This is a genomic window from Micromonospora sp. NPDC049903 (assembly GCF_044460945.1).
Classification (GTDB): Bacteria; Actinomycetota; Actinomycetes; order Mycobacteriales; family Micromonosporaceae; genus Micromonospora.
The window spans coordinates 180538-193827 of sequence record NZ_JBITKL010000010.1; the positions used below are offsets into that span (position 1 = coordinate 180538).

At 72.6% G+C, this 13290-nt stretch carries 12 protein-coding genes; 8 read left to right on the forward strand and 4 right to left on the reverse strand.

Features of this window, described 5'->3' with window-relative positions; all coding sequences use genetic code 11:
* Window positions 1–73: 73 nt before the first annotated feature.
* Both ACIBO1_RS18055 and ACIBO1_RS18060 read left to right on the forward strand, forming a co-directional pair.
* Entirely contained in the window at window positions 74–1495 is a 1422-nt protein-coding gene (locus ACIBO1_RS18055) for a hypothetical protein (RefSeq protein WP_396747810.1), read from the forward strand.
* Between the two features lie 218 nt (window positions 1496–1713).
* Complete coding sequence (locus ACIBO1_RS18060) at window positions 1714–2577, forward strand: SigB/SigF/SigG family RNA polymerase sigma factor (RefSeq protein WP_396747712.1); 864 nt, start codon at window positions 1714–1716, stop codon at window positions 2575–2577.
* An 88-nt stretch (window positions 2578–2665) separates the two neighbouring features.
* Here the strand turns inward: ACIBO1_RS18060 and ctaD are convergent, their stop codons facing one another.
* From ctaD to ACIBO1_RS18075, 3 genes are all read right to left on the reverse strand, one after another.
* Window positions 2666–4666 carry a cytochrome c oxidase subunit I gene (gene ctaD, locus ACIBO1_RS18065; RefSeq protein ID WP_396747715.1) on the reverse strand — a complete coding sequence of 667 codons (2001 nt, stop codon included), beginning with the start codon at window positions 4664–4666 and terminating at the stop codon, window positions 2666–2668.
* An 87-nt stretch (window positions 4667–4753) separates the two neighbouring features.
* On the reverse strand, window positions 4754–5479 hold the full coding sequence (locus ACIBO1_RS18070; protein ID WP_396747718.1) for an ATP-binding protein: 726 nt from the start codon (window positions 5477–5479) through the stop codon (window positions 4754–4756).
* A 138-nt stretch (window positions 5480–5617) separates the two neighbouring features.
* The gene (locus tag ACIBO1_RS18075; RefSeq protein ID WP_396747812.1) at window positions 5618–6604 is read right to left on the reverse strand and encodes a glucosyl-3-phosphoglycerate synthase; all 987 of its coding nucleotides are present in this window, start codon (window positions 6602–6604) and stop codon (window positions 5618–5620) included.
* Between the two features lie 347 nt (window positions 6605–6951).
* On the opposite strand from ACIBO1_RS18075, the gene secA2 reads away from it, so the two are divergent.
* From secA2 to ACIBO1_RS18095, 4 genes are all read left to right on the forward strand, one after another.
* The gene (gene secA2 / locus ACIBO1_RS18080) at window positions 6952–9246 is read left to right on the forward strand and encodes an accessory Sec system translocase SecA2 (RefSeq protein WP_350697362.1); all 2295 of its coding nucleotides are present in this window, start codon (window positions 6952–6954) and stop codon (window positions 9244–9246) included.
* A 183-nt stretch (window positions 9247–9429) separates the two neighbouring features.
* Entirely contained in the window at window positions 9430–10170 is a 741-nt protein-coding gene (locus tag ACIBO1_RS18085) for an ANTAR domain-containing protein (RefSeq protein WP_396747814.1), read from the forward strand.
* Between the two features lie 71 nt (window positions 10171–10241).
* A complete protein-coding gene (locus ACIBO1_RS18090; RefSeq protein WP_396747721.1) occupies window positions 10242–10745 on the forward strand; it encodes a DUF2231 domain-containing protein in 504 nt (167 codons plus the stop codon).
* 107 nt (window positions 10746–10852) lie between these two features.
* On the forward strand, window positions 10853–11617 hold the full coding sequence (locus ACIBO1_RS18095; protein WP_396747816.1) for a class I SAM-dependent methyltransferase: 765 nt from the start codon (window positions 10853–10855) through the stop codon (window positions 11615–11617).
* 9 nt (window positions 11618–11626) lie between these two features.
* Here ACIBO1_RS18095 and ACIBO1_RS18100 read toward each other — a convergent pair whose 3' ends face one another.
* Entirely contained in the window at window positions 11627–12022 is a 396-nt protein-coding gene (locus tag ACIBO1_RS18100) for an ankyrin repeat domain-containing protein (RefSeq protein WP_396747724.1), read from the reverse strand.
* 143 nt (window positions 12023–12165) lie between these two features.
* Here ACIBO1_RS18100 and ACIBO1_RS18105 point away from each other — a divergent pair, with 143 nt between their 5' ends.
* Together ACIBO1_RS18105 and ACIBO1_RS18110 are read left to right on the forward strand one after the other, a co-directional pair.
* The gene (locus ACIBO1_RS18105) at window positions 12166–12627 is read left to right on the forward strand and encodes a cysteine dioxygenase (RefSeq protein WP_396747727.1); all 462 of its coding nucleotides are present in this window, start codon (window positions 12166–12168) and stop codon (window positions 12625–12627) included.
* Between the two features lie 64 nt (window positions 12628–12691).
* Window positions 12692–13189: a rhodanese-like domain-containing protein gene (locus ACIBO1_RS18110; protein WP_396747730.1), complete on the forward strand. Its 498-nt coding sequence runs from the start codon at window positions 12692–12694 to the stop codon at window positions 13187–13189.
* Window positions 13190–13290: the final 101 nt, after the last annotated feature.

The window sequence follows — 13290 nt, forward strand, 5'->3', positions numbered from 1 at the left end:
CGCTCGGTGGAGGGATGCCCTGTTTAAGCCGCATCCGGGCGGGAAGCCGGGCCGCGTGAGCGAACGGGGCACGGTGGGGCCGGCGCGAGGATCGCGACCGGGACTCACGGCAGCGGGTGCGGGGCTGGCCGGCGACCGGGTGGTCGCGGTGGGCAGCACCTCCCGGATTCTCGTCGCGGCCATCGCCCGTGCGCTCCGCGGCGCCGACTGCGCCGATCTCGGTCACGTCGGGCCGGTGTCCCGCTTCGCCGGCACCCCGGACCCGATCCGTCGGGCCGCCGCCGCGCGTACCGCCGGTCGGGTGGCCCTGACCGCCGGGCAGGCCGCCGAGGTCGACGCCGCCCGGGTCGCCGGGTGGTTCGTCGACCAGTACCCGCGCGGACGGTACCCCGGGGTGCTGCTGGGCTCGCCGCACGGTGCCGCCGCCCACCTGGCGACCGCGCTCGGGATGCCGTGGCTGCCCGCCGGGTTCGAGATGACCGCGCACTGGCCGCGCGGCGCGGTGGACCGCCCCCGCGCCGCACTGGATCACGGCGCCGCCCTCACCGGACGGCTGCTGGCCGGCAACCCCGACCTGCACGTACGTCAGGTGCACTGCCCGGCCAGCCGAGGCTCGCTGGCCGGCGTCACGGTCTCGTTGACCGCCCGCTGGCGGACGCTGCCGACCGCGTACCGGCGGTTCCTGACCGACCGGTTGACGCCCGGCGCGCCGGTGCTGGTGCTCAGCGACGCGCGGACCTGGCCGGTGCACGACGCCGCCGACGGGCACAGCTTCCAGGTCGGCTCCCCGGCCAGCGGGCTGGAACCGGTCGACTTCCACCCGGACAGCCACGCGCTGCGGCAGGTGCTGCGCTCGGCCGGGGGAGACGGCGTGAACTGGGATCCGCCGGAGATCTCCGCCCCGCCGGCCGCCGCCGAGCACGGGGTGGAGCCCGGTCTGGACCGCGCCGTCCGGGAGTGGACCGCCCGCGCCGGACGACCGGTGCACCGGCTGCTGTTCCCGGGACCGGAGGTGCTCAGCGCCGCCGTGGCCGACCTGTACCGGCGCTGGCTGCGCGCCGCCGGCAAGACCGGTGACCGGTTGGTGGTGGAATGCGGCCGACTGCTCGACCCGTGGCAGGTGGTACGGGCGGGGATGGTGCCGTACTGGTGTGAGAACGCCACCCGGCGCAGCGTCGAGCAGGCCGAGTGGTGGCTGGCCGGCAGCGAGCCGTTCGCCTCGGTGGACGTGCTCCCCGAGCCGCCCGGGGTGCGCTCGCCGGCGCTGGCCGGGCTGCCGCAGTGGCTGGCCGTTGCCGGGTTCGGTCGTCGCCGCCGGTCCCTGGACCGCGCCACCGCCCGGGGCTACCCGGTCACCTCCGTGCCTACCCGCCGGGCCACCGAGGTGCTCCGCGCCCAGCCGTACGACCTGCCCGTCCCCCCGCCGCTGGCGGTGCCCGACGCCCTGGCCGCGCTGCGCGCCAGCGGCACCCCGCTCGGCCTGCTCATCTGTTGAGGCGGGGCTGACGAAACATCCTCGCGAACCCGTGCCGCCGTGATTGAGTACCTACGGAGCGGGAACACCGCCGGCTGCGACAGGCTGATCACCTGTGCCGTGGCGTGGCGTCGCCCGCTGGCATCCCAATCACGAACCCACTTTTCGGCCCGTGCGTGTCCACGCGCGTGCCCGGTGTCCACGAATCCGGGCGGGGGTCCTTCCTGAGGGAGGCGCGGATGTTCGGACAGACCACCACGACCACACCACCACCCACGGATCGGGGACTGGAGGATCTCGACGCGGCGGCGCTCGCGTACGCGGCGCGGATCGCCGGGCTGCCGCCCGAGCGCCGCCACGAGGCGCGGGACGACCTGGTCCGCTTCGCGTTGCCGTTCGCGGGCCGGCTGGCCCGGCGCTACCGGGGACGCGGGGAACCGCTGGAGGATCTGGAACAGGTGGCCCGTCTGGGGCTGGTCAACGCCGTCGACCGGTACGACCCGGAACGCGGCTCGTTCACCGCGTACGCCGCGATCACCATCGTGGGTGAGATCAAGCGGCATTTCCGGGATCGCACCTGGGGTGTGCACGTGCCCCGCCGACTGCGTGACCTGATCCTGGAGGTCGGACAGGCGACGGCGGCGCTGACCAGCGAGCTGTCCCGCGCGCCCACGGTGGCCGAGTTGTCCAAGCGGCTGGAGACGCCGGAGGAGGAGATCCTCGCCGCGCTGGAGTCGGCGGCCGGCTACAGCCCGGCCTCGCTCAACGCGCCGGTCGGCGGGGAGAGCTCGGCCGAGTTCGGTGACCTGGTGGGCGAGTCGGACATCGCGCTGGAGTCCGTCGACGACCGGGTGACGGTCAGCGGACTGCTGCACCGGCTGCCCTGGCGGGAACGGCGGATCCTGGCGATGCGCTTCTACGGCAACCAGACCCAGGCCGAGATCGCCGCCCGCTTCGGCATCTCCCAGATGCACGTGTCCCGGCTGCTGTCCCGGGCGTTGACCTGGCTGCGCCAGGCGATGCTCGCCGACGCGCCGCCGCCGTGGCAGAACGGCCCGGCCGAGTCCGAGACCACGAAGACGGCGCGGACGACAGTTCGGTAAGGAGGGGTCCCCTGCTAACGCCTCGTGCATAGCAGGGGACCCCTCCTAACGCTTTCCCCCGCGCACCCCGATCGGCATGCGATCCGGCTCAGTTCTCGGTGCCGTCACCGCGCCCGCGCGGGTGCCGCCACCGGTCGTTCTGCTCCCGGCGCTCGGCGCCCAGCGGGTTGTCCTCCGGCTCGTCGGTGTCGGCGAAGCTGGGACGACGCACCTCCTCCGGCGTCGGCACCTGCACCGGCCGGGCCCCGGACTGCGGCGCGGGCTGGTACGCCTCGGCCTCCGGCGCGCCGTGTGCGCCGCCGGCCGCCGGCGACTCGGGCGGGTGCGTCTCGCGGTGCAGTTCGTCGCGGAAGTCCTGCGGCGGCTTGACCGTCCGCTGCGGAAGGTCGCGACCCAGGTCGGAGACGAGTTCGCCGTACTTGGCGTCGAAGGCCGGTCGCTCGGAGCGGATCCGCGGCATCCGGTCGAAGTTGCGCAGCGGTGGCGGGCAGGTGGTCGCCCACTCCAGGGAGTTGCCGAAACCCCACGGGTCGTCCACCGTCACCTGGGCGCCGAACCGCCACGACTTCCACGCGTTCCACATGAAGAACAACGTGGACGCGCCCAGCACGAACGAGAAGACGCTGGAGATCGTGTTGAGCGTGGTGAAGCCGTCGGTCGGCAGGTAGTCGGCGTACCGGCGGGGCATGCCTTCGTTGCCCAGCCAGTGGTGCACCAGGAAGGTGCCGTGGAAGCCGACGAACATGGTCCAGAAATGGATCTTGCCGAGCCGCTCGTCGAGCAGCCGCCCGGTCATCTTGGGCCACCAGAAGTAGAAGCCGGCGAAGAGCGCGAAGACCACCGTGCCGAAGACCACGTAGTGGAAGTGCGCCACCACGAAGTAGGTGTCGTGGGTGTGGAAGTCGGCCGGCGGGCTGGCCAGCAGTACGCCGGTGAGGCCGCCGAGCAGGAAGGTCACCAGGAAGCCGATGGAGAACAGCATCGGCGTCTCGAAGGTGAGCTGCCCCTTCCACATGGTGCCGATCCAGTTGAAGAACTTCACTCCGGTCGGCACCGCGATCAGATAGCTCAGGATGCTGAAGAACGGCAGCAGCACCTGGCCGGTGGCGAACATGTGGTGCGCCCACACCGTCATCGACAGCACGGTGATCGCGATGGTGGCCAGCACCAGGCCGGTGTAACCGAAGATCGGCTTACGGGAGAAGACCGGGATGACCTCGGTGATGATGCCGAAGAACGGCAACGCGATGATGTAGACCTCGGGGTGCCCGAAGAACCAGAAGAGGTGCTGCCACAGCATCGGCCCGCCGGTGTCCGGGTTGAACACCTGCGCGTCGAGCAGCCGGTCGGCGGTCAGCGCCAGCAGTGCGGCAGCCAGCAGCGGGAAGACCAGGATCACCAGCACGCTGGTGAACAGCATGTTCCAGGTGAAGATCGGCAGCCGGAACATGGTCATGCCGGGCGCACGCAGGGTCAGGATCGTGGTGATCAGGTTGACCGCGCCGAGGATGGTGCCCAGACCCGACACCACCAGGCCGACCACCCACATGTTCGCGCCGACGCCGGGGGAGTGCTCCACGGTGCTCAACGGCGTGTACGCGGTCCACCCGAAGTCCGCCGAGCCCTGCGGGGTGAAGAGTCCGCCGATCACCATCAGCCCGCCGAACAGGTACAGCCAGTACGCCAGCGCGTTCAGCCGGGGGAACGACACGTCCGGCGCGCCGATCTGGATCGGCACGATGTAGTTGCCGAACCCGAACGCGGCGGGCGTGGCGAACAGCAGCAGCATCACCGCGCCGTGCGAGGTGAACAACTGGTTGTACTGCTCCGGCGAGAGGAACTGCAGACCCGGGCGGGCCAGTTCGGCGCGGATCAGCATCGCCTCGATCCCGGCCAGCACGAAGAAGCCGAACGAGGTGAGCAGATAGAGCAGGCCGATCTGCTTGTGGTCGGTGGTGGCCAGGAACCTGACCAGCTTCGCGCCGGGCAGTGGCGTGCGGAGCGGGCCCGGGTAGCCGCCGAATCGGGCCGGGGCCAGGATGGCCGGCCCTCGGTCCTGTCCGGGTTCGGTGGTTACCCGCTTGGGCATGCGCTCTCACCCCGCTGACGACGCAAAAGGACGGGCGTGGCTACCCGCCCCGTCGACCATGTAACCAGGCGAGAGGGGGAATTTCGGTCAATTGGCCGGCAGCGTGGCCCAAACGGCCTTTCCGTCACCGGCCGGCGCGGTGCCCCAGCGGTCGGTCAGCTCGCGTACCAGCAGCAGGCCCCGACCGCCCTCGTCGCGGTGCCCGGACCGGCCGGGTCGGGCCGGCGCGCTGCTGCCGTCGACCACCGCCAGGTGCAGCCACGGCCGCCGCAGCGTCACGGTCACCTGCATCGGCGTGCCGGCGTGCCGGACCACGTTGCCGACCAGCTCGCTGAGCACCACCGAGGCCGGGCCGACCGCCTCCGGCAGGTTCCACCGCGCGCAGGCGTCCACGACCAGCTCCCGGGCCCGCCGGCAGGCCGCCGCCACCGGCTCCAGCCGCACCCGCAGCCGGGGTACGGCCGACGCGCCGGCCACCCGGGTCGCCTCGTCGCAGGAGCCTCGCATCGGCACCACCCGGCAGGCTGTCGAGTCGGTCAGCGAGTCCGCCGTCGGGCCCGGCGCGCAGAGCACCATCGGCACCACCGGCCAGCCGGCGGCCCGGCGCGCGGCGGCGACGAAGACCGACACCGCCAGCGGATCCTCCACCCGCAGCCCGGACAGGTCCACCACCAGCGCGTCGGGCTGGGCCGACAGGCACCGGTCCAGCACGCAGTACGCCTCTCGCGTGGTGGTCAGGTCGAGAGTGCCGGCGAGCCGGAGGACCGTGACTGGTGCTCCGTCGGCTACCTCACAGGTGATCCGGCTCGCCATCTCCGCCCTCGACTTGTCTCGCCCGCTTCTACGCCCGCCGCAAGGTCTGCCAACTACCCGGCCGTCCGTCGGGCGAAACCGTGCCGGGCTGCGGTCACCCACTCGTACCGCGTGGGAGCGTTACCGCGACGAGCGGCGTCACGACGCGGCGGCCACCCGGCGTCGCGGCACCCGGTGCCGCAGCTCCGCCAGCGGCGGACGCTCCTGGACCGACACGTCGCTGACCACGATCTCCCGGTCCAGGTTCGGCAGCGCGTCGGAACCGCCCCGGCGGAACTGGGTGAGCAGCGCGGTGGGCAGCACGTCCGGGCTGGCCCAGCCCCGGCGCTGCAACCGTGACCAGGCGGTGAGCATGATCTGCGCGGACATCCGACCCAGCGCGGCGGTGTCCTGGTGCCGATGCTTGCGCTCGCCGAGGTCGACCTGGGCCAGCGCGTCCAGCCCGACGAGCTCCAGCAGGTCGATCAGCATCGCGGTCTCCACGCCGTAACCGGAGACGAAGGGCACCTGGGCCAGCACCTCGCGGCGGCCGGCGTACTCACCGGCCAGCGGCTGCACGAAACCGGCCAGCTCCGGCCAGAACAGGTTGAGCATCGGTCGGGCCATCAGCTCGGTCACCCGGCCACCACCGTCGGCCTCCACCCCGCTGGTGTTGATCAGAGGCCGGTGGTAGAAGCCCTTGACGAAGTCGACCGAAGGGTCGGTGAGCAGCGGGCCGATCAGCCCGGTGACGAAGTGCGGGCGGAACTCCCGCAGGTCGGCGTCGACGAACGCCACCACGTCACCCTCCGCCGCGGCCAGCCCGGCCCAGAGCGCGTCGCCCTTGCCGGTCAGCCGGGGCAGGCCCTGGGTCATCGCGTCCTGGCCGACCACCTCGGCGCCGGCCGCCCGCGCCACCTCGGCGGTCCGGTCGGTGGACCGCGAGTCGACCACGATCAGCTCGTCGACCAGCGGCACCCGGTCCATCAGGTGTTCGCGGATGGTCGACACGATCGCCCCGACGGTGGCCTCCTCGTTGCGCGCCGGCAGCACCACGCTGACCCGGCTGTCGCCCTTGGCCCGCAGCAGCCGCCGCGTCGGCCAGTCGGCCGCCGAGGTCGTCCGATACGTGGCCCAGGCCTCCACCACGGGCGAGACCAGAGATTCAGTGTTCCGCACAGGCACCCCCTGATCGTCGCGGGAAGACCGGGAGTCGGATTTCCCAGCCCCCCGCACGCTAATCGGATCCATCACCCAGCTTGATCACCACCGTGCTCCGGGCACGTTCCCGTCGGATGAACGTTTGATTGCGGGCGGTCCGGGCACGTACCCGACGAGGAACGCCGCCGGGACCGCGCGGCGTCCGAAACGGCGCTGACCTGCGCAGTCACCGTCTCCAGACGGCCGGGGGAGCGGTCGAGGGGGCCGGCTCACGCGACGGCACGCCGGTCGGGCCGTCACAACCGGCCTCCGGTCGCGTACCGTTGCGGCTCATGGGTGTGTCGCAACGGTTGAAGACCAGGTTCCGCCGGTTCCTCCAGCGCCCGGGGACCACGGTCGATCTGGCCCCGCTGGAGAAGCTGCTGCCGGCCATCGAGGCCCGCGAGGAGAAGGTCTCGGCGTTCGACGACGCCGAACTCACCGAGGCCGCCGACGCCGCGTCGAGCTACGAGGAGATCTGCGCGCTCGGCCGCGAGGCCGCCCGTCGTGGCCTCGACCAACGGCCGTACGACGTCCAGCTCCTCGGCGCGATGTCGCTGCTCTCCGGCAAGGTCGCCGAGATGGCCACCGGTGAGGGCAAGACGCTGACCGCCGCCATCGCCGCGTACGGGCACGTCCGGCTCGGCAACGGTCCGGTGCACGTGCTCACCGTCAACGACTACCTGGCCCGCCGCGACGCCCAGTGGATGGAGCCGGTCTACACGCTGCTCGGGCTCACCGTCGGCTGGGTCAACGAGGCGTCCACCCCGATCGAGCGGCGGGCCGCGTACGCCTGCGACGTCACGTACGTCTCGGTCAGCGAGGCGGGCTTCGACTTCCTGCGCGACCAGCTCGTCACCGACATCGCCGACCGGGTCCAGCCGCCGCTGCGCACCGCCATCGTCGACGAGGCGGACTCGATCCTGATCGACGAGGCCCGGGTGCCGATGGTGCTCGCCGGTTCGGTGCCGGGCGAGCAGGACCCCGTGCACACGGCCGCCGGACTGGTCCGTGGCCTGCGCAAGGGCAAGCACTACACGGTCGCCGAGGACGGCCGCAGTGCCGCCTTCACCTCCGCCGGCCTGGCCGCCGTCGAGGCCAAGCTCGGCATCGACCTGTACGACGAGGAGAACGTCGAGCAGCTCTCCGCGGTGAACGTGGCGCTGCACGCGCACGCCCTGCTGCACCGGGACGTGGACTACATCGTCCGCGACGGCACGGTCGAGCTGATCGACGAGATGCGGGGCCGGGTCGCCCAGCGGCGTCGCTGGCCCGACGGGCTCCAGGCCGCGGTCGAGGCCAAGGAGGGGCTGGACGCCACCGCCGAGGGCGAGGTGCTGGGCACCATCGCCGTGCAGGCGTACATCGGCCTCTACCCCAAGGTGTGCGGCATGACCGCCACCGCGGTGCTGGTCGGCGACCAGCTCCGGGAGTTCTTCGGCCTGGAGGTCGCGGTGATCCCGCCGAACACCCCGTGTGTGCGGGTGGACGAGCCGGACCGCATCTATGCCACCCGGGCCGAGAAGGAGGAGGCGCTGATCGACGAGATCCGGCGCTGCCACGCCGACGGGCGTCCGGTGCTGGTGGGCACGCTCGACGTGAAGGAGTCCGAGCAGCTCGCCGCCGGTCTGCACGCGGCCGGCGTGCCCTGCGTGGTGCTCAACGCCAAGAACGACGACGAGGAGGCGGCGATCATCGCCGAGGCCGGTGCCCACGGCACGGTGACCGTCTCCACCCAGATGGCCGGTCGGGGCGTGGACATCCGTCTCGGCGGCAGCGACCAGGCCGACCGCGACCAGGTCGCCGAGCTGGGCGGCCTCTACGTGATGGGCAGTGGCCGGCACGACAGCCGCCGGGTCGACGACCAGCTCCGGGGCCGGGCCGGGCGGCAGGGCGACCCGGGCGGGTCGGTCTTCTTCGTCAGCCTGGAGGACGACCTGGTGGTCCGGCACGCCGGCGACACCGTGCCGGCGTCTCCCCGGATGAACGCCGACGGCCTGGTCACCGACGCGCAGGTGGACTACGCCGTGGAGCACGCGCAGCGGGTCGCGGAAGGCGTCAACCACGAGATCCACCGCAACACCTGGCGCTACAGCGTGGTCATCGAGCAGCAGCGCAAGGCGCTCGCCGAGCGGCGGGAGCGGCTGCTGACCAGTGACGTCGCGGCGCTGATGCTGCTGGACAAGATGCCCGACAAGGCCGGCGAGATGGACGAGGACCTGCTCGCCCGGGCCGCCCGGTCGATCGCGCTCTACCACCTCGACCGGCTCTGGGCCGCGCACCTGGCCGAGCTTTCCGAGGTACGCGAGGGCGTGCACCTGCGGGCCCTGGGTCGGCTCGACCCGTTGGACGAGTTCCACCGCGCCGCCGTGCCCGCGTTCACCAACCTGGTGCCCGAGATCGAGGCTCGCACGCTGGCCACCTTCGAGGAGACCGAGTTCGACGAGGACTGGGAGCCGGACGAGTCCGAGCTGAGCCGGCCCAGTGCCACCTGGACCTACCTGGTGCACGACAACCCGTTCGGCTCCGAGCTGGACCGACTGATCGCCTCGGTCGGCCGTCGCCTGTCGGGAGCCGGTTCCCGCTGACCCGGCCACGCCCCTCCCGGTGGTCGTCGTACCCTGGGAGGGGCTCCGGTTTGCGCCGTTTCGACCCATGTTTCGGTGGGTAGTAGGGCGGGTCCGTGCTACCGGAGCCGCCGTCAGGTCGAGGCGCAGACCGAGGAGGAGTCAGGTGACGACGCTGGCCGCGGGAACCGGGGCGGGCTGCCGGTGAACCTGGAGACCAGCCCTCCGCCGGCCGAGACCCTCGGCGTCCTGGAGACGGCAGCTCTGTTGCGGGAACTCACCGCCGGGCTGATCGGGGTGGAGGACTTCGACGCAGCGCTCACCGCGCTGGTACGCATCACCCGTGACGCTCTGGCCGGGGTGAGCTGGTGCGGCTTCACCGCGCTGCGGGCCGGCGAGCCCGCCGGGGTGGCCGCCTCCGACGCCCCGCTCGCCGGGTTGGACGACCTCAGCTATGGCCCGGACACCCCGGCGATGGAGGCGATCCGCCGTCGGGAGATGGTCGGTGCCGAGAACCTCGACGCCGAGTCCCGCTGGCCGGACTGGACGCCCCGGGCGCGGGAACTCGGCGTGCACGGCGTGATCTCCGCGCCGGTCGACATCGACGAGCAGGTGATCGGGGCGGTCAACCTCTATGCCGGCGAGTGCGACGTGCTCTCCACCGGTCACCAGTTGACGGCGATGCTGCTCGCCGAGCACGCCGGCCTGCTGCTCGCCGCCGTGCGAGAGCGGGAGCGGCGCGCCGCGCTGGTCGGTGAACAGGACGCCGCCCTGCTGGCCGACGGCGTGATCGGCCACGCCGTCGGAGTGATCATGACGCAGCGCGGCTGCCCCGCCGAGGACGCCCTCGAGGTGCTGCGCAGCGCCGCCTCGTCGCTGTCCATCCCGTTGCGGGAGGTCGCTGAGCGGCTGGTCAGCACCGTCTCCCGGCCGCGCGACAACTGAGCGTCGTTTCGCCCGGCTGCCACCCGGGTAGCACCCTGGACTGACGGCTGATCCGACCCAGGGGGGAATCGATGCAGAGCCGGCTGCGGGTGCAGGGGCACCCCATCCAACCGATGCTGGTGACGTTCCCGTACGGGCTCTTCGTCTGCGCGACCATCTTCGACCTCGCCGACGTGGCCGGCGGTCCGGTCTTCCTCGGTGAGGTCGGCTACTGGACGGCGGTGGCCGCGCTGGTGGCGGCGGCGTTGACCGCGATCGCCGGGATGGTCGACCTGTGGGACGTGCCGCCGGACCGGGTCCGCCGCACCGCGATCACCTTCAACCTGGTCAACGCCGGCATGGCCGGGCTGTTCCTGATCTCCTGCCTGGTCCGGGCCGACGCGCCGAACCGGGGCGCGGCGCCCGCGCTGCTGGTGGTCGAGGTGGTCGCGCTGGCGATCGGTGGTGTCGGCGTGCACCTCGGCTCGCGGCTGATGCGCCACTTCGAGTCCGCCGGCGCGGCGGCGCCCGGCTTCGACGGCCTGCGCGGCGTGGACGCCCCCACCGTCGAGGTGGTCCGCCCCCGCCCCTACTGAGATGTAAGGAGGGGTCCCCTGCTATGCACCAGGCGTTAGCAGGGGACCCCTCCTTACATCTAATCCGGTTGTCGGGCCGGCGGCCTTCCGAGGACGCTGGCCCGATGATGTCCACCGCAGCGAACTTCGAGGAACTGGTCGCCGACGGCGAGTCCGCCGCGGTCGAGGGGTGGGGCTTCGACTGGCTGGCCGGGCGGGCCACCGAGGAGCGTCCACCCTGGGGGTACGCCCGCCTGGTGGCGGCGCGGATGGCGACGGTCGACGCGGCGCTGGACATCGACACCGGCGGGGGAGAGGTGCTCGCCGAGGTGCCGCGTCCGCCCCGACGGCTGGTGGCGACCGAGGCGTGGCCACCGAACGTGCCGGTGGCCCGGGAGAACCTGCGTCCGCTCGGCGCGACCGTGGTGGCGGTCTCCCCGGACGCGCCGCTGCCCTTCGCCGACCGCAGCTTCGACCTGGTGGTCAGCCGGCATCCGGTGCGGACCGACTGGCCGGAGGTGGCGCGGGTGCTGCGACCGGGCGGCACGTTCCTGTCGCAGCAGATCGGGCCCGGGACGGTACGCGAACTCAGCGAGGCCGTCCTCGGGCCGTTGCCGCCACCGGCGTACCGGCATCCGGAGCAGGCGGTCGCGCAGGCCCGCGCGGCCGGTCTGGCCGTGGTGGACCTGCGCGAGGCGACACTGCGGACGGTCTTCCACGACATCGGCGCGGTGGTCTGGTTCCTGCGCAAGGTGGTCTGGACCGTCCCCGGCTTCACCGTGGCGGCGCACCGGCCGGCGCTGGCCCGCCTGCACGCGCGCATCCAGGCCGAGGGCCCGTTCGTCGCGTACGCCCGGCGCTTCCTGGTCGAGGCGACCCGCCCGGCGACCTGACCCGTCGGCTCAGGCGGTCGGGCGCAGCAGCGTGAGCATCTCCGGCAGGTCGAAGAACTGCGCCGTCTGGACGGCGGACGGGTTGCCGTCGTCCGGGTCCGCGCCGGCGTCGAGCAGCGCGCGGACCGCCGGGCCGTTCTTGCGGAACACCGCCGCGGCCAGGGCGGTCTGACCCCGGTCGTTGGTACGCGAGTGGTCGGCGCCGCGGTCCAGCAGGGCGGCGACGGTCTCCGGGTGGGCGTGGTACGCCGCCAGGATCAGCAGGCTGTCGCCCCGCTCGTTGGTCAGGTTGACCGGCAGCCCCGCGTCGACGTAACCGGCGAGTTCGGTGGTCGCGCCGTCGCGCGCCAGGTCGAACATCCGGTGCGCGAACTCCAGGGTCTCGGCGTCGAGTTCCTCGCTCACCGGTACAGGTTAGAGGTGCGGCCACGGCGCCGCTCGGCGCGGTCCGCATCCGCTTCCCAACATGTAGGATTACCTACTAAACCTATAGGGTTTGCCGTCTAGACTGGTCCGGTATCCGCACCGCTGACCGTTCGTGAGGTCCCATGTCTGCTCTGCCCGTCACCGAGCCGGACCTGCTCGCCGTCGCCCGGCGGTGGGCCGCCGACACCGCGAGCTGGCCCGTGCCGCTGCGCTTCGACCCGACCACCCGGTGGTACGCCCGACTCGACGCCGACGCCCATCACGAGGTGTGGGCGCTGAGTTGGCTGCCCGGGCAGGGCACCGACCTGCACGACCACGGCGGCTCCTCCGGTGCCTTCCTGGTCGCGGCGGGTGTCCTGACCGAGGAGACGGTCAGCGGCGGGCGGCTGCGCCCGCACCTGCTCGCCGCCGGCTCCGGCCGACGCTTCGGGCCCCGGCACGTGCACGTGGTGACCAACCGGCACGCCGACCCCGCGGTCAGCGTCCACGTCTACCGTCCGGCCCTGCGCCGGATGACCCGCTATCGCCTCGCACAGGGCCGGCTGCTCGTCGCCGAGGTGGCCGAGGCCGGCGTGGCATGGTGATCACCCACGCCGCGTCGCCACCCGACGGTGCACCCGGCCGCGTACCCCTTGGAAGGAACCGATGATGTCGCAGAACCGTTCCGTCGCCGCCCGCTGTCCGGCGTCGGTGCCGCCCCCGGGCTCCCGGGGCATCGACGAGATCCTGGCCGCCGCCCGCACCCGACTCGACCGGCTCGACCCCGAACAGGCCCACGTGGCGTACCGGACCGGTGCGCTGCTGGTCGACATCCGTCCGGCCGCCCAGCGCGCCGCGCACGGCACCGTGCCGGGCTCGCTGATCGTCGAGCGCAACGTGCTGGAGTGGCGTTTCGATCCCCGCTGCGCCGCCCGGCTGCCGCAGGCCGTCGGGTACGACGTGCCGGTGGTCGTGATCTGCCAGGAGGGCTACACCTCGTCGTTGGCCGCCGCCGCGCTGAAGGACATCGGCCTGCACCGGGCGACCGACGTGATCGGCGGGTTCGCCGCCTGGCGGATCGCCGGACTGCCCGTGCTCGGCCCCACTCCGCCCACCAGACCGTCCACCCTCGCGTCCCCGGCGACCGCCGGCCGGGCGTTCCACTGAACATCCACGCCCACCCGGCGTGGCGGTAGTCCCAGGAGGCCACCATGTCCGTCGTCGCGATCAGCCCGCGCCAGCATCCGCCCGGCCGTACGAACCGCGCT

What these genes read in the sequence shown, in the direction of transcription:
- ACIBO1_RS18060 (WP_396747712.1), top strand. Translation starts at nt 1,714, where the DNA reads ATGTTCGGACAGACCACCACGACCACACCACCACCCACGGATCGGGGA.
- ctaD (WP_396747715.1), bottom strand. Translation starts at nt 4,666, where the DNA reads ATGCCCAAGCGGGTAACCACCGAACCCGGACAGGACCGAGGGCCGGCC.
- ACIBO1_RS18070 (WP_396747718.1), bottom strand. Translation starts at nt 5,479, where the DNA reads ATGGCGAGCCGGATCACCTGTGAGGTAGCCGACGGAGCACCAGTCACG.
- secA2 (WP_350697362.1), top strand. Translation starts at nt 6,952, where the DNA reads ATGGGTGTGTCGCAACGGTTGAAGACCAGGTTCCGCCGGTTCCTCCAG.
- ACIBO1_RS18090 (WP_396747721.1), top strand. Translation starts at nt 10,242, where the DNA reads ATGCAGAGCCGGCTGCGGGTGCAGGGGCACCCCATCCAACCGATGCTG.
- ACIBO1_RS18095 (WP_396747816.1), top strand. Translation starts at nt 10,853, where the DNA reads ATGTCCACCGCAGCGAACTTCGAGGAACTGGTCGCCGACGGCGAGTCC.
- ACIBO1_RS18105 (WP_396747727.1), top strand. Translation starts at nt 12,166, where the DNA reads ATGTCTGCTCTGCCCGTCACCGAGCCGGACCTGCTCGCCGTCGCCCGG.
- ACIBO1_RS18110 (WP_396747730.1), top strand. Translation starts at nt 12,692, where the DNA reads ATGTCGCAGAACCGTTCCGTCGCCGCCCGCTGTCCGGCGTCGGTGCCG.